Here is a 25,641-nt window from a genome sequence, read left to right on the forward strand (position 1 = left end):
TAGTGCTAAAACTTAGAGTGCTTTAAAGCGGATTGCTGTACCACCACTTGTTGCTAGTTTTAAAGTTAGCTTGTCATTTGCGCTAACTACGCGCTTTTTGATATCTAAATCGTACGGATTGTTTTTCCATTCAGCGTTTTTACCGTCTTGGTATATGTGCGCTTCAAACTTTTTACCCTTTTCTAAAAAGTCGAGTTTTACCTCAATAGTTCGGGCTTTCTCGTCGGTTACGGCGCCTAAGTACCAATCGTTTCCTGAGTATTTATCGCGTTTGCGCTCTTTACGGGCAAAAACAATAAAGTCGCCCACTTCGCCATCAAGCGCAATACTTTGCTGCCAATCGGTTGGTACGTCTTGAATAAATTGAAATGCATCAGGCTTGGCTAAATAGTTTTTAGGTAAGTCGGCGGCCATTTGAATCGGGCTATACAGCACAACATAAAGTGCAAGCTGCTTGGCAAGCGTTGTTTGTGGGCGGTTTGTATCATCGCCTAAGCCATTAAAGCCCATATCAAAAATACCAGGGGTAAAGTCCATAGGCCCTGCCAGCATTCGGGTAAACGCCAGCATAGGAATGTGCTCTGGTGGGTTAGGCGGCGTGCCCCATGCATTAAACTCTTGGCCGCGTGCCCCTTCGCGCGCAATCCAGTTTGGGTAGGTACGGCGCAGGCCGGTGTCTTTTATTGGCTCGTGGGTGTTAATACTAATTTTATGTTTAGCAGCCAGCTTTACGTTGTAAAGGTACTCGTTAACCATAAATTGGCCGTCGTGCCACTCATGACGGGCAATGCCGTTTTCGTCTATGCGTTTTATGTTACCGCCATCCGCTACATAGCCCGTTTTAACTTGGCTTACGTTTGATTTTTCGTAAAGGGCAAAGGCATCCTCCATTTGGTCGCGATAGTTACTTACATTACCCGATGTTTCGTGGTGGCCAATTAACTGCACGCCTTTTTGTTTGCCGTATTGAGTAAGGGCCGCTATATCAAAGTCGTCGTAGGGTTGTGTAAAACTAAATACATCGCCATTAAAAAACCAGTCACCGTCCCAGCCTATGTTCCAGCCTTCTACTAGTACACCATCAAAGCCATATTCTGCGGCAAAATCCATGTAGTACTTAGTGGTTTGTGTAGTGGCACCGTGTTTTTCGCCGCTACCCCAGGTTTGTGTGTTTATATGCATGCCCCACCAAATACCCACGTATTTGCCAGGTTTTACCCACGACACATCGGCTAGTTTATTAGGCTCATTTAAATTTAATATTATGTCTGAATTGACTAAGCCTACCGCGCTGTCGGCAATTTGAATGGTGCGCCAAGGGGTATTAAACGCACCTTGTTTTTTAACGGCAATGCCGTCTGACCAGGGTGTTAAATCGGCATTAAAAGTGCCTGGGCGGCGTTGATTAAGCACCATGCCTGCGTAATCAACTAAGGCTGCTTCATGAATGCTTATATGGGTACCGTCATTGGTTTTTAAGGTAAACGGCGTGTGTGCAAGGGGGACGTCATTTAATGTGGTGGTGTTGTAAACGTATTCGTATCGGTTCCAGCCGCGGGCGGGTATCCACCAGGCGGTGGCATTGTTGTTATTGTTAATGGCAAATTCGGTGAGCTCTTTGGTAATGTGTGTTTGCTCAAAGCCTGCTTGTTTTGGTACTTCGTATCTAAACCCAACGCCACTATCAAAAGCTCTAAAGCGCACTGTATAGGTTGCACCATTAGGCTCGTTTTTTGTAAACGTAACCGCAACTTCGTTGTGTTTATCAGTAACCGTTTGTCGCTCGCCCCAAGGCTGTTGCCACTGGGTATTTACGCTTTGCTGCTTAACATGGGTAATTTTAAAGCCATCCCTAAATGCGGCTTGGGTTTTAAATTCAAAACCCAGGCGCGATGCGTTTATGGCTGGTTTGTTTTTAAAGCTAATAGCGTAGCTGGGTGTGCTATTTTCATCTGAAATAGTCACTTTTATTTGTGAGTTTGGTGATTCAACTACAGCGGTTTGTGCAAAGCTATTGCCAGCAAACGCCAGTAGTAAAAGTGCGGATGTTCTCATTGTGTGTCCTTTGATGAGTCGGTGGTGACCTTTAAGGATAATGGCAGTGAGTTGTTAATACGACTGTCTACATACGTATTCAATGTTTTAAAAAATAGAAAGAATTTAATGGTTTAATCGGTCTATAATGTAAACAAATTGATGATAGCGATTAGCCCCATGATAAAACCCTTACTAAGTGTGTTACTGCTATGTATGAGTACTTGCGCAGCAGCAACAACAATAACTATAAAAAATGCCAATAATCAGCCTTTAGCAAATGCGGTTGTGTGGCTAAGCGGGGCATCGATTCAGGCCGGCAATCAAGAAAGTAAAACCTACGCAATGAGCCAACAAAACCGCGAGTTTACGCCGCGTACGTTAGTTGTTCCGCAAAATGCAAAGGTAGAGTTTCCTAATGCCGACTCTATCATGCACCACGTTTATTCGTTTTCTAAAGCTAAAACCTTTGAGTTGAAACTTTACAAAGAGCAACCTAAAGCCCCCATAACGTTTGATCAAACTGGGGTGGTTGAGCTTGGCTGTAATATTCATGACTGGATGCTGGGCTATATTGTGGTGGTTGATAGCACCGTTTTTGCAATTACCGACGACAACGGTATGGTTAATTTAACTGCCCCTAATGGGCAATACAGCATGAGTGTATGGCATTCTGGCTTTAGCGATATAAGCAACGTAGAAACCCACAGCGTTAATGTAAGCGAGTCACCTATAGACTACACCGTAAAGCAGGCCATAGCCGAGCAAATAGACTTTGCTACGGATGAATTTGATGACTATTAAGCGCAAAAATACAGTATTACTTGGCTTACTTTTTATGAGCCTACCGGCTTTTTCGCAAGTTAAAGGGCTTATTCAGGTACGTGCGGCTGCAAGCGATGATACACAAAGCTTTCAAGATGGCGGTATTGGTTTATATCGCCATGGAGATAGCAGTGATAGCATTTTGTTATCGCAAGGAGTTATAGACTTTAAGGCCGATTTAAGTAGTGCGTGGAGCGCACATGCCGTTGTTAATGCTAATCAAGAGCCGAAAACCACATTAGGTTTAAGCCAAGCGTATTTACAGTATCAGCCGTTAGTAAACAGCCGTTATAAATGGCATGTAAAGTTTGGTGGGTTTTACCCTAGTATGTCGCTAGAAAACCCCGATATAGGCTGGACCTCGCCTTACAATTATACTAATTCGGCCATAAACAGTTGGCTTGGCGAAGAGCTTCGCACCATAGGTGGTGAGCTTAGCATTAAGCGCCCAGGTAAACGTTTTAATTCTAAGCATAGCTTTAGTGTGAGCGCTGCTATTTATAAAGGGAACGACCCAACAGGGACGTTGCTATCTTGGCGCGGCTTTGCGCTGCACGACAGGCAAACAACATTTAACGAAAGTGTACAATTTGCACCTATTGCGGCATTAAATAGTGACGAATTACGTTGGCAAGCTAACCAAGTGCTGCCTTTTGAAGAAGTAGATGGCCGCTTTGGCTACTATGCCGGTGTGCATTGGGATTATTTAAAACGCTCGCAGTTTAGGTTTTATTATTACGATAATAACGCCGATCCCAGCATTTTTAATCGCACAACAGGGCAGTATGCTTGGCATACTCGCTTTAGCAGCTTAGCGTGGTTATATAAATTTACAGGTAAAACCCGTTTGATTGCCCAGCTACTCGATGGTAAAACCGAAATGGGGGCTAATAAGCTTATTTATAACCGTTTTTATAGCCATTATTTAATGCTCAGCCATAAAGCGGGTAAGCATAGGTTATCGCTTAGGTATGATTATTTTAAAGTAGATGACGATGACACCACCGCGTTTGACCCTAACGCCAGCCACGGCGAAGGCTTAACAGCTACGTGGCGTTACCAATTAACCGATACGCTACAAATAGGTGTTGAAGGCTCGGCGCTGCATAGCTTTGTACAAAATAGGCCGGGTAGTGGGTTTGCTCAGCGAATATCGCAGCAGCAACTTATGGCTAACGCTCAATGGCGTTTTTAAAGTACCAAAAAGGGAGCTTTTAAAGCTCCCTTTTAGTTTCAAAAAAAGTGTGAATTATTTTTTATCAAATGCGCGTTTCATAAAGTTTGGTGTAGCAAGTGCGCCGTGATGAATACCGCTGTTGTAGTATTCGCTTTGCTGTGCAACTTGCTCGGCATCGGCTTCTCTAAAGCCATTAAATGCTTGTGATTTACGAGCAAGCGTTACTGACCATAAACCGCTTGGGTAAATTGGCTGTGGAAATGGCAGTGTTTGCAAGTCGTTAAAGCCCACACTTAGCATGGCCTCGCGCATTTCTACTAGCAGTGGCATATGCATTAATGGCGATTCGCTTTGCTGCACTAAAATACCACCAGGGCGTAATGCATTTAAGCAGCTAGTGTAAAACGCGTGGTTAAATAATCCCTCGCCTGGGCCTACTGGGTCTGTACCATCAACAATAACAACATCAATAGACTCGCCCGCAGCGTCACGCATGTATTTTATACCATCATCAAACATAACCGTTGCGCGTGCATCGTTGTTAGACTCACAAAGCTCTGGGAAGTATTTTAACGACATTTGCGTGACTACTTCGTCTATATCTATTTGCGTTACGGTTTCTACACCTGGGTGTTTTAAAACTTCACGTAATGTACCGCAATCGCCGCCGCCAATAATTACCACGTTTTTAGGATTTGGGTGCGCTAAAAGTGCAGGGTGGCTAATCATCTCATGGTAAAAAAAGTTTTCGCGGGTAGTTACCATAGTACAGCCATCGATGATCATTAAATTACCAAAGTCTGTGGTTTCGAACATTTCTACCTTTTGAAAAGGAGACTGTTTTTCATCCAACTTTTTGTTAATACGTAATGAAAATGCGCTGCCATCGCGGTCGCTAATTTCTGTAAACCACTTACTTTGATCTAAATTTGCCATAGTTGCTTTTACACTTTTTAAGTTGAGTATGAAAAAGGGGCAATTCTGCCAGTGCTTCGCGTTTTGCTCAATGAAATTTTAACTGCTTTGCCAATAAAGTTAGCCAGTATCGAGTTAAAGTTCAATTTTTGTTAGCGTAGGGGGTAGTGACGTATTAAAATGCGCCTTTATAGCTAATTGATTAAAGAAGAGTTGCCATGACTTGGGGTTTAGAAACAGCACGCGCTACATATAATGTTGCTCATTGGAGCGATGGCTATTTTGATATTAACGCACAAGGCGAGCTGGTTGCCTACCCAGATGGTGACCAATCTAAAAATGCGATTTCTTTAACGCAGCTCACAGAGCAATTTAAGCAGCAAGGTTTAACATTGCCGGTGTTGGTGCGCTTTACCGATATTTTAAAAAATAGAGTAGATACACTCACCCATGCATTTACCTTAGCGCGCAGCAGCCGCGAGTACCAAGGCAAGTACACGTGTGTATACCCTATAAAAGTTAATCAGCAACGCTCGGTGGTCAGTAAACTATTGGCGCACCCAAGTGGTTTAGTTGGCCTAGAGGCCGGTTCAAAGCCTGAGCTTATGGCAATTTTAGGGGTAGCCGATAAACCCATTACTATTGTGTGCAATGGCTATAAAGACAGTGAGTTTTTACGTTTAGCCTGTATTGGTCAAGCCATGGGGCACAGCGTTAAAATAGTCGTCGAAAAGCTCTCAGAGCTGACGACCTTACTAGAAGAAATAGATAACCTAGGCATAGAGCCTGCCATTGGTATACGTATTCGCTTAAACTCAGTAGGCAAAGGTAAGTGGCAAAATACCGGCGGCGAAAAAGGCAAATTTGGCTTAACTGCAGGCCAAGTACTTAGTGCTGTTGAGGTGCTTAAAAAGCATAATAAATTGCATTTAATGCAAATGGTGCATTTTCATATTGGCTCTCAAATTGCCAACATACGCGATATACACCGCGCCCTGCGTGAATGCGCGCGCCACTTTGCTGAACTTACCCAGCTAGGAGTGCCGCTTAATACCGTTGATGTAGGCGGTGGCTTAGGGGTAGATTACGAAGGCTCAGGCTCACGCAGTGCGTGCTCGATGAACTACACCGTTGAAGAATACGCACGTAATGTGGTTAATGCTTTTGCTGAGGTATGCGACCAACATCAACTTACGCACCCAGCCATTATCACCGAATCAGGGCGTGCTTTAACAGCGCACCACGCGGTGTTAATTACCGATGTAATAGACGTAGAAAAAGCGCCAAATCATCCAAATCCAGAACCGCCACTTAAAAACAGTGCGTTAGTGCTTGATGAAATGTGGCAGTGTTTACAGCGTTTAAACCCGCGTATGGCGCTAGAGATTTACCATGATGCGATGCACTTATTTAGCGAAGCGCACGACCAATACGTGCATGGGTTAGTAAGCATGCTAGAGTGGGCGAAAATAGAGCAATTATACTTTACTATTTTGCACCGAGTACGCGCATCACTTAGCAATAACGCGCGTGCGCACCGTGAGGTACTTGACGATTTACACGAAAAGCTAGCCGATAAGCTATTTGTTAACTTTTCACTGTTTCAGTCGTTACCTGATGTATGGGGCATTGAGCAGTTGTTTCCGGTTATGCCAATCGAAAATTTAGATAAACCGCTTACCCAGCGCGCTATTATTCAAGATATTACCTGTGACTCAGATGGGCAAATTCGTGAGTACGTAGAAGGCGCGGGCATAGAAACCAGTTTACCTATACCAGAGTACCAACATGGCGAGCAATACCATATAGCCATGTTTATGGTAGGGGCTTACCAAGAAATTTTAGGTGATTTACATAACTTATTTGGCGACACCGACTCAGTGCATGTAGAGCTTAACGACGACGGTTATGTATTAACCAATGCCATTAAAGGTGATAGCGTTAAGGATGTATTAAAGTTTGTTGACTATGATAGCGCCATTTTGGCACAAAACTTTGAATTATTGGTCAACAAGCTAGCAGTGTCTGAGCAGTGTAAAGCTGGGTATTTAGCCGAGCTTAATGCCGGGCTTGAAGGTTATACTTACTTCGAAGATTAACCGTACACTCTCAGAATTAAAAGCGTCGCTGTTTGGCGCGCATTGTTTAAAGGAAAGTAAATAAATGTCAGTAATCCGCAGTGTATTAAGTATTATGCTTTATACAATAAACACACTTATTTGGTTTGTGCCTATTTTTGTTTGTGGGCTATTAAAATTAATCCCTATCAAGCCTATGCAAAAGCTTTTAAGCTGGGTTGCTAAACAGTGTGCCACTATTTGGGTGACGGTTAATAGCATTAACCAACGCTTATTCACGCCAACAAAAATTAACGTTACCGGCCTTGAAGAAACCAAATTAAAAGACTGGTACTTAGTGATTGCTAATCACCAAAGCTGGGTAGATATATTAGTACTGCAACGTGTATTTAATCGAAAAATACCTTTTTTAAACTTTTTTTTAAAAAAAGAGCTTATTTACGTGCCAATTTTAGGTGTGTGCTGGTGGGCGCTCGACTTTCCGTTTATGACCCGCACCAGCAAAGCGCAGCTAAAAAAGAACCCCAAGCTACGTGGTAAAGACATAGAAACAACCCGCAAAGCCTGTGAAAAATTTAAAGAAATGCCAGTAAGCATTGTTAATTTTGTAGAAGGTACACGTTTTACAACACAAAAACATGCTCGCCAAAATAGCCCTTTTCCGCATTTATTAAAGCCAAAAGCAGGCGGGATCGCATTCGTAATGCAAGCCATGGGTGAGCAAATCTCTAAAGTGGTTAATGTGACCATTCATTACCCCGATGGCATCCCTACGTTTATGGACTTTGCCGGCGGCAAAGTGAAGCAAATTAATGTGCATGTAGACATTCGCCCAGTAAGCGAGGAGTTGATTGGTGATTACACTGGCGACTCTGAGTTTAGAGTCGGCTTTCAAAGTGAATTAAACCGTTTATGGGAAGAAAAAGAGCACACGCTTTTGCAGCTCGAACAAAACCATAAATAATAAGGTAATAAAAAATGGGCTTACAATTATGCTAAAAAAGTGGTTACCAAATTGGCTCAACGGCTTAATTGTAGGCTGCGTGATTTTTTCAAATGTAATCATTTTTGGCACCTTAGTATTACTGCTAGGGTTAATAAAGCTTGTCCTGCCTTTTTCTATAATTAACACCATACTGCATAGCGTGTACCGAGGCTGGTGTAATGGCAATCGGTTTGGCTTGTGGCTGGGCTGCGCCAACATAAAAGTAAACATAAACGGCGATGTAAATTCAAAAAGTTGGTACTTACTAATTTGTAACCACATGAGCTGGTTAGATATTGTGGTACTTAGCTCAATTAATGTATTACCAGCACCAAAGTTTTTTTTAAAAGACGAATTAAAGTATGTGCCATTTATTGGCTCTGGTGCATGGGCTATGGGCATGCCTTTTATGAAGCGCGTAACTAAAGCGCAGCTTGCTAAAAACCCCAAGCTTAAAGGGCTAGATGTTGAGCGTACCAAGCAAAGCTGTCGTAATTTTAGGAATAATCCCACCACCATAATTAATTTTGTTGAAGGCACCCGCTACACGCACGCAAAGCATGCAAGCCAGCAAAGCCCGTTTAAACATTTACTCAAGCCCAAAGCGGGCGGGATTGCCTTTGCACTTGAGGTACTTGGCGAGCAATTTGACGCCATGCTAAATACCAGTGTGGTGTACAGCGGCAGCACAAGCCATGTTTGTCGTAATATTTTAAAGGGCGAGCTTGATTCAATTTATGTTTCTATTGACGTGGTTGCTATAAACCAGCAAATGTTAGGTAGTTACCAACACGACAAAGCATTTAGAAGCCACTTTCAAAAGTACGTTAATGAGCTATGGGTTGCTAAAGACGCGCAACTTTCCAGCATTTATGCCCAACACGATTTACCTGAGCCACCCATTTGTAAGGAAATAGAAACACTATGACCAATACCCACCTGCAGGAGCTAATCGCTCCTTGGTTTGAAAAAGTACCCGACGCAGATTTTTTAAGTGCAATTACTGCAGCCTCTATTGGTGTGTTTTCGTTGTTAGTAGTGTATTTATTTACACGCCGATTAATGCTGCCAGGCATTCAAAAAGTGGTGACTAAGTTATCTCCAGAGCGAATAGGGTTACTTTCTCCGTTGCTCACAAAACTTAATAAGCGCATAGCCGGTATGTTATGTAGCGTGCTTTTTTTAGCAACCTTCGACAGCGTTTACCCTGTTAATGAGCTCAGTGCCGAAATACTAAAAACCATTGGCCAAGGTATATTAATTATTCATGTAGGCTTTATTTTTAGCAGCATTGTAAGCATTGCCGGCGCTATTTATAACCAGCTAGATTTTGCCCGCGAAGTGCCAATTCAGGGCTTATTACAAGTTGTTAAGCTGATCACCTTTATTGTGTGTGCAATTTTAATAGTCAGCATTGTGCTTGAAAAATCGCCTACCTATATTTTGTCGGGTTTTGGTGCGATAGCCGCTGTTACTTTATTGGTTTTTAAAGACACTATTTTAGGCTTTGTAGCCAGTATTCAAATTGCGGCAAACCGATTAGTTACTTACGGCGATTGGATTCAAGTAGAAAACTACGGCGCCGACGGTGAAGTAATAGACTTAGGGCTAAACACCGTAAAAGTGCGTAACTGGGATAACACCATTACGACTATTCCTACTTATATGCTAGTAGCAGGGTCGTTCAAAAACTGGCGAGGAATGCAAGAGTCTGGCGGCCGACGTATTAAGCGCTCACTTAATATTGATATGCACAGCATATGCTTAGTAAGTGACGAATTTAGAAAACAAATAGATGCAGCTATACCACTGCATGAATATATACGTGTTGCCTCGCTGCCTGATCCGGTCTCTAACTTAGGCTTGTTTCGCCGCTACGCTGAGGGCTATTTAAAGCAGCATAACAGAATAAATACCTCATTGACGCTCATGGTGCGTGAGCTACAACCAATGAACCACGGATTACCGATTGAGTTTTATTGCTTTAGTGAAGACAAGCGTTGGATATCTTACGAGCATTTACAAGCCGAAATTATGGATCACTTATTGGCAGTGTTGCCAGTATTTGGCCTTAGAGCGTATCAAAGTGTTAGCGGGCAATTAAGCCCGCCTAATGCACAGCAAACCGATAAGCCGACCTTTAAAGTAATGGCAAATAGTGCTGAACAAGACCCACACTAATAAATAAAGCTAATAGCCACCAAATAGGTGGCTTTTTCATTCTTAGCCATGCAAAAACAGCAATAACCAGTGCAACCTGCCATAGGTTGTGAACGGCCGATGTCCAAATAGGTGAGTACAAAGCCGCCGCTAAAAAGCCCACTACGGCAGCGTTAAGCGCCGCAATAGAGCTTGCAAAGCGAGGTTTACTTGCCAGGTTTAACCAGCTTTTTTGAAACGCCAGCATTAATAAAAAACCCGGTGTAAAAATAAGTAGGGTTGCAGCTATGGCCCCTATTAAGGGTTGCTCTGAAGTGAGTTGCGCGCCTAAGTAAGTAGCTATTGTAAACATGGGGCCAGGGATAGCTTGAGCACTGGCATACGCACTTAAAAATTGATCGTTACTTAGCGCCGGTACGCCAGCTTGCAATACAGGCAATACCACGTGCCCGCCACCAAATACCATAGCGCCCGCTTGGTAAAAAGGAGCAAACAAAGCAAGGTCATCACCTAAAGGTATAAAGCTAATAGCGAGTAGTAATACAAATAAGCCTAAAGGGAGCCACCTAAACGCGCTTTTAGTATCTGCTTTAGGAGCAGTATGGGTGTTGAGTTGTAACAGAGGCCAAATTGCGCCTATAGCAGCGGCACTCAATAAAATAGCTATTTGCGTGCCAAGTAAAGGAAATAGTAATAAAGCCAAGGTACTCATTACTGCGATAAGCTTGAGCGCAGCGCTGGTACAAAAGCTTTTTGCCATAGTAAGAGTTGCATCGGCCACAATAACAACCGCAAACAGTTTTAAGCCCGCAATAATAGCAAAGTAAACAGCATCAAACTGATGCGCGCTTACCGCTAATAACAACATGATTAAAAAAGACGGTAAGGTAAAGGCTATAAATGCGGTAATGCCACCAATAACCCCCGCGCGCTCAACACCAATTGCAAAGCCCACTTGGCTTGAACCAGGCCCGGGCAGTGCTTGGCTTAAACTAATAAGCTGCGCGTAGCGGGTGTCGCTTAACCAGTTTAATGTGTCTACAAAGTGGCGTTTAAAATAGCCTAAATGGGCAGCAGGGCCACCAAAACTCATGCAGCCAAGTAAAAAAAACTGTCTAAAAATAGCGACTAACATTGAGCTCATATCCTTTTAAAAGTTCATTAAATTGTCACAAAGGAGTATGACACTTTTATTAAATGCATACATTAATTCGTAATCTATAAATTTTTTAGCTAAATAACTTTACTATATCTACCATTAATAATTCATCGTTGCTCTGCGCGATAATAATATAACTTTTCTTGATGGCTTTAACGAAATAGCCCTTCCGTCTGAAATCTAAAATTAATATACCCATATGAATTTTTTAAAAATAATAAAATGTTTATAAAATCTGTGAAAGTTAAGTGTGACAGATGTACGGTTTTAAGTATTTGATAGACATTATTTAATTCGATTAGTATATTTATTATTCCATTAAGCTGTTCACAAAGAAGGGACTATGAGCGAAGGAATTGTGACTTTTTTTAAACACACTAATTTGGGTTTTTATCAAATTGGAGCTGACTATCATGAGGCCTTAAAAATAGAGGACGTATTATGTTCACTTACAAATTGGTTTAAAGAAAGAGATTTATTATCCGAAACAGCCCCTTATAAGAGCAAAAAAATAAAAACGGTTTACTTAAAAGACATTTCCAAAAACGAAAAAACTGGAGATTATTTAGTTACGTTATGGAAGAGCATTAATGCAAATGACGGTAGTGTATATGGTTTAAGGGCTAATAAATCACCTAGTGATAGTAAATTTATTAACGCAGATGAAGCCGCAGAAGAAGAAGTTATTTGGGGAAAGCCAGCCTATTACTGGTTTATTCCGTCTGTTGGCGTCTTCGCTTCTATTAAATTTAACGAAAGCATTACTGACTCTGATGTGCTTAATAAATACCTTAAAGACTATGTTCAATTTAGAAGCAACATTAATTCACCCACGATTGAAAGAAAAACCAGTAAAGAGGGTATAGAATACGAGACAGTTCATTGGGACGGTCCACACGGTAATTTATGGCTTAGGATTGATAGTAGAAGGTATACTAAAGTTACTGAAAATGCGGATCTAAACTTAATAGCCCAAGATATAACTCATTTCGTTAAAAAAGAAGAAATAATTACTAGTTCTGGGCAAGACGAAGATTGGACACGCTATTTTAGAGATCTTCCATATGTCTCCAAAGCAAAGTCACGCAAGACAAGAACAGTAAGTATCGTTGTTGATGCAGAGCCAACTGGCGAACAATTAAAAGCTATGATGGAAAAATATCATCAAGATTATGGTACTAGTAAAAATAAAAAATCTAATCTTGGCTTTAGAAAAGAAGGTACAGGTAGTCAGACCTACTGGTTAGATGAGTTTGTAGTTAAATTGATATTAGAAGTCCCAGGTGGAGAAGAGGAGTCTCATTTTAGTCATGAGACTATTTTTACGCATTTAAATGAGCAAAGAGGAGAATTATTAGCTCCCTTCATAACAACTACCAATCAAACAAAGGCAGCAGCAAATGAATAAAAAATTTTTTTTATTCATAGCTGCTTTGCTCATTACTTTATTAACGTATATCACATCTGAAAATGTAAGCTATGAAAGTCAGAAAGACTTAATCACATTGCTGCAAAATACCTCCTTAATGATTTTTACTGTACTAGGCCTCTGGATCGCGTATGCATACCCTAAAACCAAGTCCGAAGGTAAAGAATTAAAGGAGTTAATAAAACAAGAAGTTCCAGATAAAAATATAAACGAGAAATTGTTGATCAGTGAATTTGAAGATAAGTACAAAGAACTTTCATTACTTTTATTTGCTTTGACTTTATCTGCAATAGTTTTAGGTGTCTTGTTGTTTGGTGTATTCCTAAAATCAATACTCTTGAGTAGCGATTATGCTCTTTATGCATCAAAGCCATTTATAAAGTTCATTTGTACATATATTTTATACGGATTGGTCTTAATCCAAGGCGCTGCAATATATCTAGTAGTAATCAAAAATGTTAATTACACTATTGAATTAAAAAATGACCTAGCCAGTTTAAAAAACATCAGTAAATCAAAAAGAAAGTAAGTTCTATTATGACCTTAGATCTCTTCTTCTTTATTGTTTTCAAGTTTCCTCCCATAAAACCTTTAGGAAGTTCTATTATAGGGTGCAATTACATTGCTTAGCTTTGAGTTGTATAGCGAGTTAAAATTAATTTTACTTAAAAATTAACAGACACTTCATAGTTTGTTCATACATGTATTTGCATACTCGCTTTATAATTCTTAATGAATAGGACATCACATGACTTTAACTAAATCACTTTTAAGCGTAACCGTAGTAGCTGTATTACTAAGTGGTTGCGAAATGAACAACACAGGCAAAGGCGCCGCAATTGGCGCAGCCGCAGGTGGCGTATTAGGTAAAGCAACGGGTAATCATAAAGACAAGCGCATCTTTATTGGTGCTGCTATTGGCGCACTAGCTGGTGCTGCTGTAGGTGATTACATGGATAAGCAAGAAGAAGCGTTTCGTGATGAACTAGCAGGCTCAGGGGTTGAAGTTGTACGTGAGGGCGATAACTTACGTTTAGTTATGCCATCTAACATTACCTTTGCGACAGACCAATCTTATATTTCATCAGGTTTTAACGATACCCTAAACGCCATTGCTAAAGTAATGAACAAATACGAAAAAACCTACCTAAGCGTGGAAGGTCACACAGATAGCACAGGTAAAGACAGCTACAATATGAACCTATCGCGTGAGCGCGCGCAAAGCGTTAAAAATTACTTAGTAAACCAGCAAATTATGGCTGCACGTATTAGCACTACAGGCTACGGCGAAACCCGCCCAATAGCCACTAACGATAGCGCTAACGGCCGAGCTCAAAACCGCCGTGTAGAAATTCAAATAGTGCCAAACACAGAAGGTTAGTTTTTGTTGAACTGCAATTCACAAAGACGCTGATACAAAGGGGAGCTTGCTAGCAATTGCTGGTGGCTCCCTGTTGCTTTTATTTCCCCATTTTCCATTACTACAATCACATCGGCATGTTTAACCGTGGCCAGCCTATGGGCAATAATTAACGTGGTGCGATTTTGCATTAAGTGCTCAAGCGCCGCTTGTACATGGTGCTCACTTTGCGCATCGAGTGCACTGGTTGCCTCATCTAAAAGCAGTATTTCAGGGTCTTTTAAAATAGCGCGTGCCAATACAATACGCTGCTTTTGCCCACCCGATAGCCTTACGCCTTGCTCACCTAAAAAGCTGTTATAACCTTGCGGTAATTGCTTAATAAATTCATCGGCATGAGCATGTTTTGCGGCCGCATATACTTGCTCGTCAGTGGCGTTTGGGTTGCCGTAACGAATGTTATGCATTACATCTGAGCTAAATAAAATAGGGTTTTGTGCCACCATGCCCATTTTGTTCCTCAGGGTGGTAAGCGATATGTCTTTAATATTTACATCATGAAACTTAATTGCGCCGAGAGCAGGGTCGTAAAAGCGCTGTAGTAATTCAAATAACGTCGTTTTACCTGCGCCAGAGGGGCCTACAATAGCCACTGTTTTACCTTGCTCTATTGTTAAACTTATTTTGTTAAGTGCGCTTACATCGGGGCGAGATGGGTAGTTAAAGCTAATATTTTCAAGTGCAATGGCGGGGCTGTCAGTCTTTATTAATAGCTTTTCGTCTTGTGGAGTGACAGGGTTTTCTATTTCACTTTTAACGGCCAGTAATTCAAGTAGGCGCGCTGCCGCCCCTGCAGCTCGTTGTAGCTCGCCGTAAACCTCGGCTACGGTAGCCACCGACATGGCCACCATAATGGCGTAAAACACAAATGCACCTAGCTCGCCACCTGTCATGGTGCCTGCCAGTACATCACTACCGCCTACCCAGAGCATTACGCTAATCGCACTAAAGGTTAAAAATATTACCGCAGCAATTAAAAAAGAGCGCTGTTTAATACGGCTTTTGGCAACGTTAAAGGCTTTTTCGGTTTCAAGTGCAAAGGCGTGTTGCTCACGCTGTTCGTGGCTATAGCTTTGTACTACTTTAATATTTTGAATGATCTCGCCGGCATAGGTGCTTATATCGGCTATTGCATCTTGGCTAGAACTTGCAAGTTTGCGAACCTTTTTGCCAAATACCATCATCGGCACTAATACTAGCGGCACACACGCAACCACTACGAGCGTAAGCTTTAAGTTAGTCACTAACAGCATTACCAAGCCACCCACTAACATTAATGCACTGCGCAGCGCCATAGAAAAGGAAGAGCCAATAATCGATTGCAGCAAGGTGGTGTCGGTTGTTAAACGCGACATAAGCTCGCCACTGCGGTTTTCTTCAAAGTAACTTGGGTGCAAGGTAACAATGCGATTAAACACGGCTTTGCGAATATCGTTACTAACTCGTTCGCCAATCCACGACATTAAATAAAAGCGGCTAAAGGTGCCCACAGCCAATAAACTAATTAAACCAATAAGCACTAATACAGCTTGTTGTAGCTGCGCTTGGGAGCCAGCAATAAAGCCATGATCTATGACAAACTTTACCCCTTGACCTAATGATAAGTTAACACCAGCGGTGACTAAAAGGGCGCCAAGTGCCGCCACTACCATCCATTTATACGGTTTAATAAACGCAAAAATAGGTAATAAACTACTAAAAGCGGCTTTTTCGGGCTTAGGGCTTGTTTTTGACATAGTGGATTCTTTTTAAAGGTTAAGGTATAGATATGGCACTAAGATAATAAAAATCAATACTTTTAAACATTAGCATCAATAAGGAAACGTTATGACTACTGCAACCGTAAGTGGAGAATTTAATGTAAACCTGGCCCCAATAGAAGGCTACGCAAGCGGCCAAAACGGCGTTAATTTAGGGCGTATGTCGATAGATAAAACATTTAAAGGCAGCTTAAATGCCACCAGCCAAGGCGAAATGTTAAGCGCCATGACTCCTACACAAGGCAGTGCCGGTTATGTTGCCATAGAGCAAGTAATAGGCGAGCTTGAAGGTAAGCAAGGCAGCTTTGTATTACAGCATTTTGGTACTATGGATAAAGGCCAAGACAGCCTAATTTTAAATGTAATTCCCGATTCAGGCACTCATGAGCTAGAAGGGTTAACGGGCAGTATGAAAATACGTATTGAACAAGGGATTCACTACTACGATTTTGAATACACCTTATAATACCAATCCGCAATATTACTTAATCATTTTGCGGGCCTAAACGTGTCGCTACCTGCGTTAAAAAATTCTAATTTAGAACAACTAAATAGCGAATTTTTTGCCTAGCTATCAACACGTTTTTCCGTCCTCAAAAAAGATCACTTAAATAAGCGAATTGGTATAAGATACACAAGGATTAAAATGCAAAAAGTAATCGAATTTAGAAAGACTCGTTTTTTGGGTGGCGTAGATATAGCCGCATTGAATGACCGCATACAGGAATTAAATCAAGATGGCTGGAAAGTAATAAACGCAGTGCCATTGACAGGTTTTTATGGCCAAGTGCACGGTTATACATTACTTATTGAAACTGACGAGCTTTAAATGACATTTACAGTATGGTTAAGCCTAGCGGCTATTTGTATGATGGGCGCAATGTCGCCAGGGCCAAGTTTAGCGGTAGTTTTAAAGCACTCACTTAACGGCAGTATGAAAAACGGAATGCTTGCCGCGCTCAGCCATGGTACTGGTGTTGGGTTATACGCAGGTGCATCGTTATTAGGGCTAGGCGCTTTAATGATGCAGTTTCCGACTGTTTATCAAATACTGGTGTATTTAGGCGCAGCTTATTTGGCGTATTTAGGTATAAAAATATTGCTAGCAAAACCGAGCAATAACGAACTTGAAGTACAAAAAAGTGAAGTAAGTGCTGGCCAAGCTTTACAAGATGGCTTTGCTATTGCCTTTTTGAACCCCAAGCTCGCTATTTTCTTTTTAGCCTTGTTCTCGCAGTTTATTGATCCTCAGCTACTTACTTTAAGCGTGGGCATAATTATGTGTTTAACCGTGTTTGTAATTGATACCGGCTGGTATTTGCTGGTGGCGTTGCTGACAGAGGTTTCAAAAAATCGCTTTGGTTTTACCAAGCAAAGTCCGTGGCTTGATAAAATACTGGGAGTCGTATTTATTGCCCTTGCGATAAAAGTGGTACTAAGCCTTTAAATTGCGTTCCCGATACAGGGGCGCGTGCCTATATGCCCCTGCAGCCTAACCCTCATGCCCTGCATACGTATTCATCACATTAGTTTTACCTTTTAGTTACAATTTGTTGGTTGTGTTTTAAACAACACAGCAACACCTGACAACAATAACTCAAAGGTTCACACACATGGACAAGTTTAAACTAAGTGCACTTATGCTGGCTTTATTTGCCGCTAATAGTGCATTGGCTGCAAACGAAGACTCAACAAATCAATCACCCAGCACACAAGCTGAAGATTTAGAAGTTATTGAAGTGCGAGGCTTTAGTCGCAGTTTAATTCAATCTTTAAATCAAAAGCGTTTTAGCGATACGGTGTCAGAACAAATTTCTGCCGATGATTTAGGGGCACTGCCTGATATTTCAATGGCCGATGCACTGACACGATTACCCGGTATTTCAGCGGTACGAACGGGTGGGCAAGCGGCGCAAATTAATATACGCGGGCTGTCGGGCGGGTTTGTATTTTCAACACTTAATGGCCGCGAGCAAGTATCTACAAGTGGCAGCCGCAGTATTGAGTTTGACCAATATCCGTCAGAATTAATTAGCTCTGCGGCGGTATACAAATCGCCAAAGGCATCGCTTATTGAAGGTGGCGTGGCCGGTACGGTAGAGCTTGAAACCGCCAGTCCACTTAATAATGATCAAACGCATAAATTTGTAGCTAATGTGCGCGGTATGTATAACGACCGCGCCTCAGAGGTATCGGATGCCACTGAATTTGGCGACCGAATTAGTTTTTCGTATCAAGGCAAATACCTAGACGACACATTAGGCGTAGCGCTGGGCTATGCGCGTTTGTTTCAGCCAAGTGTAGCAACGCAGTTTATTGGTCTTGCGTACAACGACACAAAAGACGTTGATGGCGCAGCTAACGATACCAATGGCCCTTTAGCTAACCCAGAAAACGAATACATTAGCGAAGGTTTTGAGCTACAGCATTTAGGCGGCGAAGAAACCCGTAATGGTTACTTAGCAGCTATAGAGTGGGCGCCGGTAGATAACTTTAAATTAAAAGGTGATGCGTTTTTATCGCGCTTTGATAAAGAGTCGTTTGCTCGCGGCCTGAGGGTTAAATTAGGCGGGCCAACAGCTGCATATGCTAACGCTCAGCTCGATGGTAATGCCGTAATAGGCGCCGCGGTTAACCGTACTTCGCAAAGCTATACCCGTGTTGAAATAGTGAACGACGATAACCAAGACTTTGACGAAGTAGACAGCTTTGGCGTTAATGCCGATTGGCAGGTAACCGATAGACTAAACGTAAATGCCGATGTGTCGCTTTCTCGCGCAAAAAGTAATTTTAGAAATGGCTTACTGTGGAGCTTAGTAGCAGAAGATGCCAATGCAGAAACGCCAGTATTTGATAACAACGTAGCAATTAACTATCAATTAAATGGCTTAAATTTACCTGACGTTGGGTTTAATCAGGCGGCCGCCTTTAGTGATATAGACCGTGTAATGGTCAGCAAATATGGTATTTACCCAGATCAAACAGAAGATGAAGTAACTGCATTTAGGCTCGACTTTAAATACGAGCTAGAAAGCGACATATTTAGCTCAGTAGAGTTTGGGGCGCGCTACTCAGATAGAGAGTACAGCCGTAAACGCTCGGTATTTGAGTACGGTAACGACGGGGCGTTTTCAGCAACGCAACCCCCTTTGCGTTTAACCGACGATATGGCGTCAGTGGTTGACTGGCAGGGCGAGTTTAGTTACTTACCGTCGTATTTAGCCATTGATTTAGACAAAGCACTTAACGCATGGTTTCCAGATGGCACGCCAGAGCCTGTTCAAACATGGGGCAACGCCGATGGCGTAGACGACGCGCAAGGTTACACAACTAACTATTCGTGGTCAGTGCTGCAAAGCGGCTCGGTGTTTGAAGATGTGTTAGCTGCGTACGTTATGGTAAACATTAACACGCAAATTGCCGGGCTCGACTTATCGGGTAATGTGGGTGTGCGCCGCGTTGAAACCGACCAATCGGCAACCGTACTAGAAAACGTAGCAGGCGATGCGCGCTTAGGTGCACAAAATATTGTTGATGAGAACGGCATTGTAAATAATTTATACGCACCTAATGTATTAGGCACTAAATACACCGACTACTTACCATCATTAAATTTAAACCTGCAACTTAACGACAATTCACTTGTACGCTTTGCTGCGGCTAAAGTAATGTCGCGTGCGCCAATTAACCGCTTAGCGGGCGATGCCAGCGCAAACGTAAGTGATGATGGTGTTATTAACGGTTCAAGTAATAACAACCCATTTTTAAAACCCTTCTATGCTGACCAGTACGACTTATCTTACGAATATTATTTTGAAGAAGGTAACGGCACTGTCGCTGCGGCGTTATTTTATAAAAATATAGACTCGTTTGTTGAAATCTTATCAATCGAAAACTTCGACTTTAAAGGCAATGGCTTTAATGTCCCTGACTTTATAGAAGACCCTGTCAGTAGCGAGCAAGTTGCCACAACTAACGGTATTTACACCACGGCAGTTAATAACGGTGAAGGTGGCTACATTAGAGGGCTAGAGCTTGCGTATACGCAAGTGTTTACCTTTTTACCTTCGCCATTTAATGGCTTAGGCGCTAACGCAAGTTACTCATACACCGAAAGTGAAATTGAATCGATTACCAGTTTAGGGGGCGATACATTAGCGCAATCTTTACCTGGGCTCTCTAATAACGTGCTTAATGCCACGGTGTTTTACTCAATGGATGATTTTGAAACCCGCCTTAATGTGCGTTACCGCGATGAATTTGTATCGGAGCAGGTTGCCATTAACGAGCAAGTAGTTAATTTTGATGCCGAAACCGTAGTCGACTTTCAAACCTCTTATCGCTTTAGCGACTCGCTAACAATGCTTTTGCAAGTTAATAACTTAACCGATGAACCAACCCAAAGTTACTTTGGCTCAGAGCAACGAACAGGGACGACTCAGTACTTTGGTCGTCAGTTCTACCTTGGTTTTACATACAGTCATTAATTAGCAAACGGAGCGTTTAAAAATGAAAATTATAACTATGCCTAAATATTTGCTAATAACGTTAGCGTTAATGCTATTAGCAGCGTGTGGTGGAACAGATGATGTTGAATCTGGTGAACCATTACTTACCTGTAATGTGCCACAAGTGCCTAATGAAGCGGGGACACAATGTGTCGATCCCGAACCTATATCGTGTCCTGCACCGACAGTACCTGATGAAAATAACGAAAGCTGTGTGGTTGGCGCCGACCCAACCCTGCCAGACCCTGTGGTATTTGCAGGGGAAGGAGAGGCGGTTTTATTTTATAACCGCCTAGCCGATGATAACTACGAAGGCTACCGATTACATTCGTGGAATAACGAGGTATGCGATGCTTATGCACCGCCATTTGATACCAGCGATTGGGCTAACGGCCACGAGTACGATGGTATTGACCCTAACTATGGTGCGTACTGGATAATTAACCTTAAAGAGGGTTATAACGAATGTGCCAATTTTATTATTCATATTGGTACAGAAGGGTCAGGTAAAGCGTTTGGTGATGTGGATTTAACCATGCCGCTGATGCAAGACGATGAAACCTTTCAACGTATGAACTTTACCATTCATGGTGAGCCTTCGGTGTTTGAATACCCTATTTTAAGTTTGGGCGAACGCGCAGTTGCTATAACAGGTGCTTCAGCGCATTGGATTGATTTAAATACTATTTTGTATAAACCAAGTAACGAGCTTACAAGCCTAATTAAGTTGCATTCATCAGCTACGGCTGAGCTTGAAGTGGATATTGATACTGGTTTAAACGGCGATACTGTTACGCTGCAATCAAGCAGTTTAACTGATGAGCAAGCGGCAAAAGTACCGCATTTAACCACTTGGAACGCATACGAAGGAAGTTGGGATACAAACACGGCTAAAGCGCTTATAAAATCGCAGCTTGTTATTGCCGGTTACGATAGTGAAGGTAAGCTGCTAGAAGCAAGCTATGTGCAAACCGCTAAAGCACTCGATGCCCTTTACACACAAGGCGAAGACGATGCTAACGAAGCTGTACTTGGCGTAACTTATGGCAATAACGCGATTGATGTAACTGTGTGGGCACCCACTGCTAATAACATGGTGCTAAACGTGTTTGATGATGCAAAAACACAAGTGCACTCTATACCAATGACATTAAATACACAGACAGGTATTTGGCAAGCAAGTTTAGATATGCAATACGACCGCCACTACTACCGCTTTAATTTTGATGTTTACCACCCACTGACTCAGCAAATAGAGTCGCTTTGGAGTACAGACCCTTACTCACTCAATGTATCTACCAATGGTTTATACAGCCAGCTGATTAATTTAGCCGATGATGACACTAAGCCAGAAGGCTGGGATGAGCGTATTGTGCCTACTATTACTAACCCAGAAGATGCGGTTATTTATGAAGGCCATGTACGTGATTTTAGTGTGCGTGATCAGTCAGTAAGCGAAGCAAACCGTGGTAAATACCTTGCATTCACTGAGCTTGAAAGCGTGCCAATGCAGCACCTTAAGCAATTAGCAGATAAAGGCTTAACACACTTTCATTTACTGCCAGTGACTGATATTGGCACCATTGAAGAGGATGCCTCGCAGCGTGTGGAAATTACAGACACCTTAGGTAAATTATGTGAGCGTATTAACGATGAAGCTGATGCATGTAAAATCGAAGATAAAAGCAGCACCATTGTCGATATTATGCAAAGTTACCTCCCTGGCTCAGACGATGCACAAGCATTAGCCAGTGCGATGCGTGATTTAGACGGCTTTAACTGGGGTTACGATCCGCATTACTTTATAGCGCCTGAAGGCTCGTATGCCTCAAGTCCAGAGGGCATTGCCCGCGTTAAAGAAACCCGCGCCATGGTGCAATCACTGCAAGAAGTAGGACTTCGTGTTGTACTGGATGTGGTTTATAACCATACAACGTCGTCGGGTATTTGGGATAAGTCGGTATTTGATAAGCTAGTACCGGGTTACTACCATCGCTATAACGAAGTAAGTGGTGAAATAGAGCGCTCAACGTGTTGTGAAAATACAGCTACAGAGCATGTAATGATGGATAAGTTTGTTACTGATTCATTAGTTATTTTAGCGCGTGAATTTGGCTACGACAGTTTTAGATTTGATGTTATGGGGCATATGCCTAAATCATCAATATTAGCTGCGCGTGAAGCCGTGCAAGCAGTTGACCCAGATAACTATTTTTACGGTGAAGGCTGGGATTTTGGTGAAGTAGCTAACAATCGTTTATTCACACAAGCTAAACAGGCTGATATGGCAGGCTCAGAGGTGGGTACATTTAACGACCGTATTCGTGAAGCCGTGCGTGGTGGTGCAATGTTTAGCAATAACCCGACAGATGGCAACCTAGCCGAACAAGACACGTTACGGTTATCGCTGGCGGGCAACTTACAAAATTACATTTTAAAAGACTTTAAAGGTAATTCATCTAAAGGTAATAGCTTTACTTGGAATACTCAGCCAACGGCGTATGCACTAGACCCAGCAGATAGCATTCATTACGTATCAAAACACGATAACGAAACACTGTGGGATCAGTTGCAATACAAACATGCATCAAGCATGAGTATTGAGCAACGTGTGCGCGCGCACAACATGGCATTGTCTATTCCACTTATGAGCCAAGGCATTCCATTTATGCAATTAGGCGCTGATTTACTGCGTTCTAAGTCAATGGATCGTGATAGCTATAATGCCGGTGATTGGTTTAATGCTGTTGATTTAACCAAAGAGAATAATAACTGGAACATTGGTTTACCAAACGCAGAGAAGAACCAAGAAAAATGGTCTGAAATTATGCCTATCTCTGCTAATCCAGATGCACAGGCAATGCCGCAAGACATAGCTTATGCAGGTGATGTATTTAACGAGTTTTTACAAATACGTAGCAGCAGCCCACTATTTAGATTAACCACAGAGCAAGATGTCATTGAGCGAGTGGGTTTTCATAACGTAGGTAAAGCGCAGCAACATGGCTTAATTGTAATGAGCATTGATGATGGCGAAGGATTAACAGATTTAGACCCTGCATTTGATGCGCTTGTAGTGATGATTAACGCAACCGAGCAAACCCTTAGCCATACTATTGCCACCGCAGCGGGTTTTGAATTACACGACGTATTAAAAAACAGTGTTGATGCAAGCATGGCCAGCGCCAATTTTGCCCAAGGCGATAACGAAGGCACATTTACTGTACCGCCTTACACACTAGCTGTTTTTACTAAAAACCAAGGTGAGAGCCAAGGTGTTGGTTTAAGTGCAAATGCGACCGTAGGCGCGCCTGATGTAGTACCTTATGGCAGCACCGCTGTGTTTGTGCGCGGAACTTTAAACGACTGGGGCACACGTGATGTATTTGAATATATTGGCGAGGGAGAATACCGTATAGCAATTGCACTAAGCGCTGGCGACTACGAATTTAAAATTGCCTCAGAAGATTGGTCTACAGTTGATTTTGGTGCGCTTACTGACGCTGATAAAGAGGTAGTTGAAAATCAAAGTGAGCCATTAACGCGCTCAGGTGCAAACATGACCTTTAGCGCTGCTATTGATGCAACCTATGTATTTTCGCTTGATGCTTCAAACCCAGAAAATCCAACGCTTACTTTATACAACGAAGAGCCATTTGTAGGCACGGCTATTTATGTGCGCGGTACGCTTAATGATTGGGGAGTAACCGATGAGCTAAGTTATAAAGGTAAAGGCATTTACACCTTTACTAAAACACTGAGCGCTGCAAGCTATGAATTTAAAGTAGCGTCAGAAGATTGGAGCACGGTTGATTATGGCTCGGCTGAGGGTGATGCCAGCGTAATGGTTGGCACTGCTGAGCAGTTGTCGGTTGCGGGCGCGAATATGACCATAGACATTGCCGAGCAAGGTGAATACCAGTTTATATTTGACGCCAGTGATTTAAATAACGTAACGCTAAAAGTGCTCAACGGCGAAATGTTTGCACAAACACCGGTATTTATTCGCGGCAGCTTAAATGACTGGAGTACTGATAACCCGCTTATGTACGAGGGTGATGCAATTTACTCTGCTTCTATTGAATTAGAGGTAGGCGACTACGAATTTAAAGTAGCGTCTGAAGATTGGAGCACAGTGGATTACGGTGGAGCAGGCGATACGCCGGTAGTGGTAATTGATGAACTAACACCACTTGAAGCGGTAGGCGCCAACATAGCACTGAATATTACCGAACAAGGTACCTACACGTTTAATGTAATAGGCCCAGATAGAGAAAATGTAAGCATACTTATTAATAAGCAGTAGCAGTTATATTTTCCCAAACCTAAGCCGAGCATAGCCCTGTATGCTCGGCTTTTTTAATGCTTAATTAATGCCTAACAAAAGGGGCATTAAAAACGATAGTTAACCGACATCATCACAGTCGTGGTGTTATCGGTATCAATAATGGGTGAGTCTTCAATATCAGAATCGAGCTGCTTATAGTTAACCATGGCATTTACGTTCCAGTTTTTATTAATGTAATACATTAAAAATAAACCCGCATTGTAGTTAACCGTAGAACTAAGTTCGTAAGGCGCATAGGTGGTAGATTCGCCCTGTGCTACACCATAATAATAGTTAGATACATCACTGCTATTTAGCTCAACGCCTACAGAAGGAACGAGCATTAGTTGTTTAGATAACTTAATAGGGTAACTGTAATTGGTTTTAAATTTAGCGCCATCGCCGTGGCCTATTACATCATGGGTAGCACTGGCGCTTATTTTACCAAAGCTTGCAGTGTAGCTAACCTGCGTGCCTGCGTAGAGTGATAGCTTTCTATCGTCTAAGGCTTTTATGGCTGCAAGGTCTGAATCTGAGGTATCAAAGTTATCACCTGGCTCTAAAACTAATGACCAATTAAAACCTTGCTGCTCCACTAATTTATAATCAAGCGACAAACCTTTAAAACTAAGCCTTTCGCCTTCGTAAGTAATGATAGGTAAAAATAGCGTTTCACTGTCGGTACCTGCATAAGGTGAGCTGGTAGAAATGACACCGCCCCCTAATGAAAACTGCGACTCAGCTTGCGCAGTAATACTGCCAAGTGCAAGTGTGCTAACTAATAACCGGAGTGAGTTTTGTATATAAGTGTTCATAGGAGCCTTGGTGTTAAGTAAAAAGTGAAAATTGTTTGCGATAAGTAAA

The 25,641-nt window shown here is 42.2% G+C and carries 19 protein-coding genes; 14 read left to right on the forward strand and 5 right to left on the reverse strand.

What is annotated here, in order from left to right; translation table 11 throughout:
- Positions 1 to 12: 12 nt before the first annotated feature.
- On the reverse strand, positions 13 to 2,055 hold the full coding sequence (locus OIZ54_RS18040; RefSeq protein WP_264390991.1) for a glycoside hydrolase family 97 protein: 2,043 nt from the start codon (positions 2,053 to 2,055) through the stop codon (positions 13 to 15).
- Positions 2,056 to 2,214: 159 nt separating this feature from the next.
- On the opposite strand from OIZ54_RS18040, the gene OIZ54_RS18045 reads away from it, so the two are divergent.
- Both OIZ54_RS18045 and OIZ54_RS18050 read left to right on the forward strand, forming a co-directional pair.
- Positions 2,215 to 2,838: a methylamine utilization protein gene (locus tag OIZ54_RS18045; protein WP_264390992.1), complete on the forward strand. Its 624-nt coding sequence runs from the start codon at positions 2,215 to 2,217 to the stop codon at positions 2,836 to 2,838.
- A complete protein-coding gene (locus OIZ54_RS18050) occupies positions 2,828 to 4,054 on the forward strand; it encodes a hypothetical protein (protein ID WP_264390993.1) in 1,227 nt (408 codons plus the stop codon). The genes OIZ54_RS18045 and OIZ54_RS18050 overlap by 11 nt, the downstream gene beginning before the upstream one ends.
- Before the next feature lie 54 nt (positions 4,055 to 4,108).
- On the opposite strand, the gene speE is transcribed toward OIZ54_RS18050, so the two are convergent.
- Positions 4,109 to 4,972 (reverse strand): polyamine aminopropyltransferase, encoded by an 864-nt coding sequence (gene speE, locus OIZ54_RS18055; RefSeq protein ID WP_054983340.1) that lies wholly within the window; start codon positions 4,970 to 4,972, stop codon positions 4,109 to 4,111.
- A 197-nt stretch (positions 4,973 to 5,169) separates the two neighbouring features.
- Between speE and speA the strand changes: the two genes are divergently transcribed.
- From speA to OIZ54_RS18075, 4 genes are all read left to right on the forward strand, one after another.
- Entirely contained in the window at positions 5,170 to 7,050 is a 1,881-nt protein-coding gene (gene speA, locus OIZ54_RS18060) for a biosynthetic arginine decarboxylase (protein ID WP_029773672.1), read from the forward strand.
- 64 nt (positions 7,051 to 7,114) lie between these two features.
- Complete coding sequence (locus OIZ54_RS18065) at positions 7,115 to 7,993, forward strand: acyltransferase (protein ID WP_054983342.1); 879 nt, start codon at positions 7,115 to 7,117, stop codon at positions 7,991 to 7,993.
- Positions 7,994 to 8,021: 28 nt separating this feature from the next.
- A complete protein-coding gene (locus OIZ54_RS18070; protein ID WP_264390994.1) occupies positions 8,022 to 8,942 on the forward strand; it encodes an acetyltransferase in 921 nt (306 codons plus the stop codon).
- Positions 8,939 to 10,195, forward strand: coding sequence for a mechanosensitive ion channel family protein (locus tag OIZ54_RS18075; protein ID WP_004587546.1), 1,257 nt, complete (start codon positions 8,939 to 8,941; stop codon positions 10,193 to 10,195). The genes OIZ54_RS18070 and OIZ54_RS18075 overlap by 4 nt, the downstream gene beginning before the upstream one ends.
- Here the strand turns inward: OIZ54_RS18075 and chrA are convergent.
- Positions 10,155 to 11,309 (reverse strand): chromate efflux transporter, encoded by a 1,155-nt coding sequence (gene chrA, locus OIZ54_RS18080; RefSeq protein ID WP_264390996.1) that lies wholly within the window; start codon positions 11,307 to 11,309, stop codon positions 10,155 to 10,157. The two genes, OIZ54_RS18075 and chrA, sit on opposite strands and share 41 nt — an antisense overlap.
- Before the next feature lie 367 nt (positions 11,310 to 11,676).
- Between chrA and OIZ54_RS18085 the strand changes: the two genes are divergently transcribed.
- From OIZ54_RS18085 to OIZ54_RS18095, 3 genes are all read left to right on the forward strand, one after another.
- Positions 11,677 to 12,741: a hypothetical protein gene (locus OIZ54_RS18085; protein WP_264390997.1), complete on the forward strand. Its 1,065-nt coding sequence runs from the start codon at positions 11,677 to 11,679 to the stop codon at positions 12,739 to 12,741.
- On the forward strand, positions 12,734 to 13,291 hold the full coding sequence (locus OIZ54_RS18090; protein WP_264390998.1) for a hypothetical protein: 558 nt from the start codon (positions 12,734 to 12,736) through the stop codon (positions 13,289 to 13,291). The genes OIZ54_RS18085 and OIZ54_RS18090 overlap by 8 nt, the downstream gene beginning before the upstream one ends.
- 219 nt (positions 13,292 to 13,510) lie before the next feature.
- Positions 13,511 to 14,143, forward strand: a complete 633-nt coding sequence (locus OIZ54_RS18095) for an OmpA family protein (protein ID WP_004587548.1) — start codon at positions 13,511 to 13,513, stop codon at positions 14,141 to 14,143.
- Here OIZ54_RS18095 and OIZ54_RS18100 read toward each other — a convergent pair.
- Positions 14,140 to 15,918: an ABC transporter transmembrane domain-containing protein gene (locus OIZ54_RS18100; RefSeq protein ID WP_264390999.1), complete on the reverse strand. Its 1,779-nt coding sequence runs from the start codon at positions 15,916 to 15,918 to the stop codon at positions 14,140 to 14,142. The two genes, OIZ54_RS18095 and OIZ54_RS18100, sit on opposite strands and share 4 nt — an antisense overlap.
- A gap of 91 nt (positions 15,919 to 16,009) precedes the next feature.
- On the opposite strand from OIZ54_RS18100, the gene OIZ54_RS18105 reads away from it, so the two are divergent.
- From OIZ54_RS18105 to OIZ54_RS18125, 5 genes are all read left to right on the forward strand, one after another.
- Positions 16,010 to 16,408 (forward strand): DUF3224 domain-containing protein, encoded by a 399-nt coding sequence (locus OIZ54_RS18105; RefSeq protein WP_029773150.1) that lies wholly within the window; start codon positions 16,010 to 16,012, stop codon positions 16,406 to 16,408.
- 180 nt (positions 16,409 to 16,588) lie between these two features.
- Positions 16,589 to 16,771: a hypothetical protein gene (locus tag OIZ54_RS18110; protein WP_126008475.1), complete on the forward strand. Its 183-nt coding sequence runs from the start codon at positions 16,589 to 16,591 to the stop codon at positions 16,769 to 16,771.
- Positions 16,772 to 17,389: a LysE family translocator gene (locus OIZ54_RS18115; protein WP_004589230.1), complete on the forward strand. Its 618-nt coding sequence runs from the start codon at positions 16,772 to 16,774 to the stop codon at positions 17,387 to 17,389. It abuts the gene before it with no gap.
- A gap of 166 nt (positions 17,390 to 17,555) precedes the next feature.
- Positions 17,556 to 20,429: a TonB-dependent receptor gene (locus tag OIZ54_RS18120; RefSeq protein ID WP_264391000.1), complete on the forward strand. Its 2,874-nt coding sequence runs from the start codon at positions 17,556 to 17,558 to the stop codon at positions 20,427 to 20,429.
- Positions 20,430 to 20,451: 22 nt separating this feature from the next.
- Positions 20,452 to 24,756, forward strand: a complete 4,305-nt coding sequence (locus OIZ54_RS18125; protein WP_264391001.1) for an alpha-1,6-glucosidase domain-containing protein — start codon at positions 20,452 to 20,454, stop codon at positions 24,754 to 24,756.
- Positions 24,757 to 24,842: 86 nt separating this feature from the next.
- On the opposite strand, the gene OIZ54_RS18130 is transcribed toward OIZ54_RS18125, so the two are convergent.
- On the reverse strand, positions 24,843 to 25,592 hold the full coding sequence (locus OIZ54_RS18130; RefSeq protein ID WP_264391002.1) for a MipA/OmpV family protein: 750 nt from the start codon (positions 25,590 to 25,592) through the stop codon (positions 24,843 to 24,845).
- Positions 25,593 to 25,641 lie beyond the last annotated feature (49 nt).

Origin of the sequence: Pseudoalteromonas sp. A3 (assembly GCF_025942345.1) — a bacterium.
Taxonomy (GTDB): Bacteria; Pseudomonadota; Gammaproteobacteria; order Enterobacterales; family Alteromonadaceae; genus Pseudoalteromonas; species Pseudoalteromonas atlantica.

Bases quoted from the DNA above. Each gene is read 5' to 3' on its own strand.
- OIZ54_RS18100 (WP_264390999.1), bottom strand. From the start codon at position 15,918: ATGTCAAAAACAAGCCCTAAGCCCGAAAAAGCCGCTTTTAGTAGTTTA.
- OIZ54_RS18065 (WP_054983342.1), top strand. From the start codon at position 7,115: ATGTCAGTAATCCGCAGTGTATTAAGTATTATGCTTTATACAATAAAC.
- speE (WP_054983340.1), bottom strand. From the start codon at position 4,972: ATGGCAAATTTAGATCAAAGTAAGTGGTTTACAGAAATTAGCGACCGC.
- OIZ54_RS18110 (WP_126008475.1), top strand. From the start codon at position 16,589: ATGCAAAAAGTAATCGAATTTAGAAAGACTCGTTTTTTGGGTGGCGTA.
- OIZ54_RS18105 (WP_029773150.1), top strand. From the start codon at position 16,010: ATGACTACTGCAACCGTAAGTGGAGAATTTAATGTAAACCTGGCCCCA.
- OIZ54_RS18085 (WP_264390997.1), top strand. From the start codon at position 11,677: ATGAGCGAAGGAATTGTGACTTTTTTTAAACACACTAATTTGGGTTTT.
- OIZ54_RS18045 (WP_264390992.1), top strand. From the start codon at position 2,215: ATGATAAAACCCTTACTAAGTGTGTTACTGCTATGTATGAGTACTTGC.
- OIZ54_RS18115 (WP_004589230.1), top strand. From the start codon at position 16,772: ATGACATTTACAGTATGGTTAAGCCTAGCGGCTATTTGTATGATGGGC.
- speA (WP_029773672.1), top strand. From the start codon at position 5,170: ATGACTTGGGGTTTAGAAACAGCACGCGCTACATATAATGTTGCTCAT.
- OIZ54_RS18050 (WP_264390993.1), top strand. From the start codon at position 2,828: ATGACTATTAAGCGCAAAAATACAGTATTACTTGGCTTACTTTTTATG.
- OIZ54_RS18075 (WP_004587546.1), top strand. From the start codon at position 8,939: ATGACCAATACCCACCTGCAGGAGCTAATCGCTCCTTGGTTTGAAAAA.
- OIZ54_RS18130 (WP_264391002.1), bottom strand. From the start codon at position 25,592: ATGAACACTTATATACAAAACTCACTCCGGTTATTAGTTAGCACACTT.
- OIZ54_RS18090 (WP_264390998.1), top strand. From the start codon at position 12,734: ATGAATAAAAAATTTTTTTTATTCATAGCTGCTTTGCTCATTACTTTA.
- OIZ54_RS18040 (WP_264390991.1), bottom strand. From the start codon at position 2,055: ATGAGAACATCCGCACTTTTACTACTGGCGTTTGCTGGCAATAGCTTT.
- chrA (WP_264390996.1), bottom strand. From the start codon at position 11,309: ATGTTAGTCGCTATTTTTAGACAGTTTTTTTTACTTGGCTGCATGAGT.
- OIZ54_RS18125 (WP_264391001.1), top strand. From the start codon at position 20,452: ATGAAAATTATAACTATGCCTAAATATTTGCTAATAACGTTAGCGTTA.
- OIZ54_RS18095 (WP_004587548.1), top strand. From the start codon at position 13,511: ATGACTTTAACTAAATCACTTTTAAGCGTAACCGTAGTAGCTGTATTA.
- OIZ54_RS18120 (WP_264391000.1), top strand. From the start codon at position 17,556: ATGGACAAGTTTAAACTAAGTGCACTTATGCTGGCTTTATTTGCCGCT.
- OIZ54_RS18070 (WP_264390994.1), top strand. From the start codon at position 8,022: ATGCTAAAAAAGTGGTTACCAAATTGGCTCAACGGCTTAATTGTAGGC.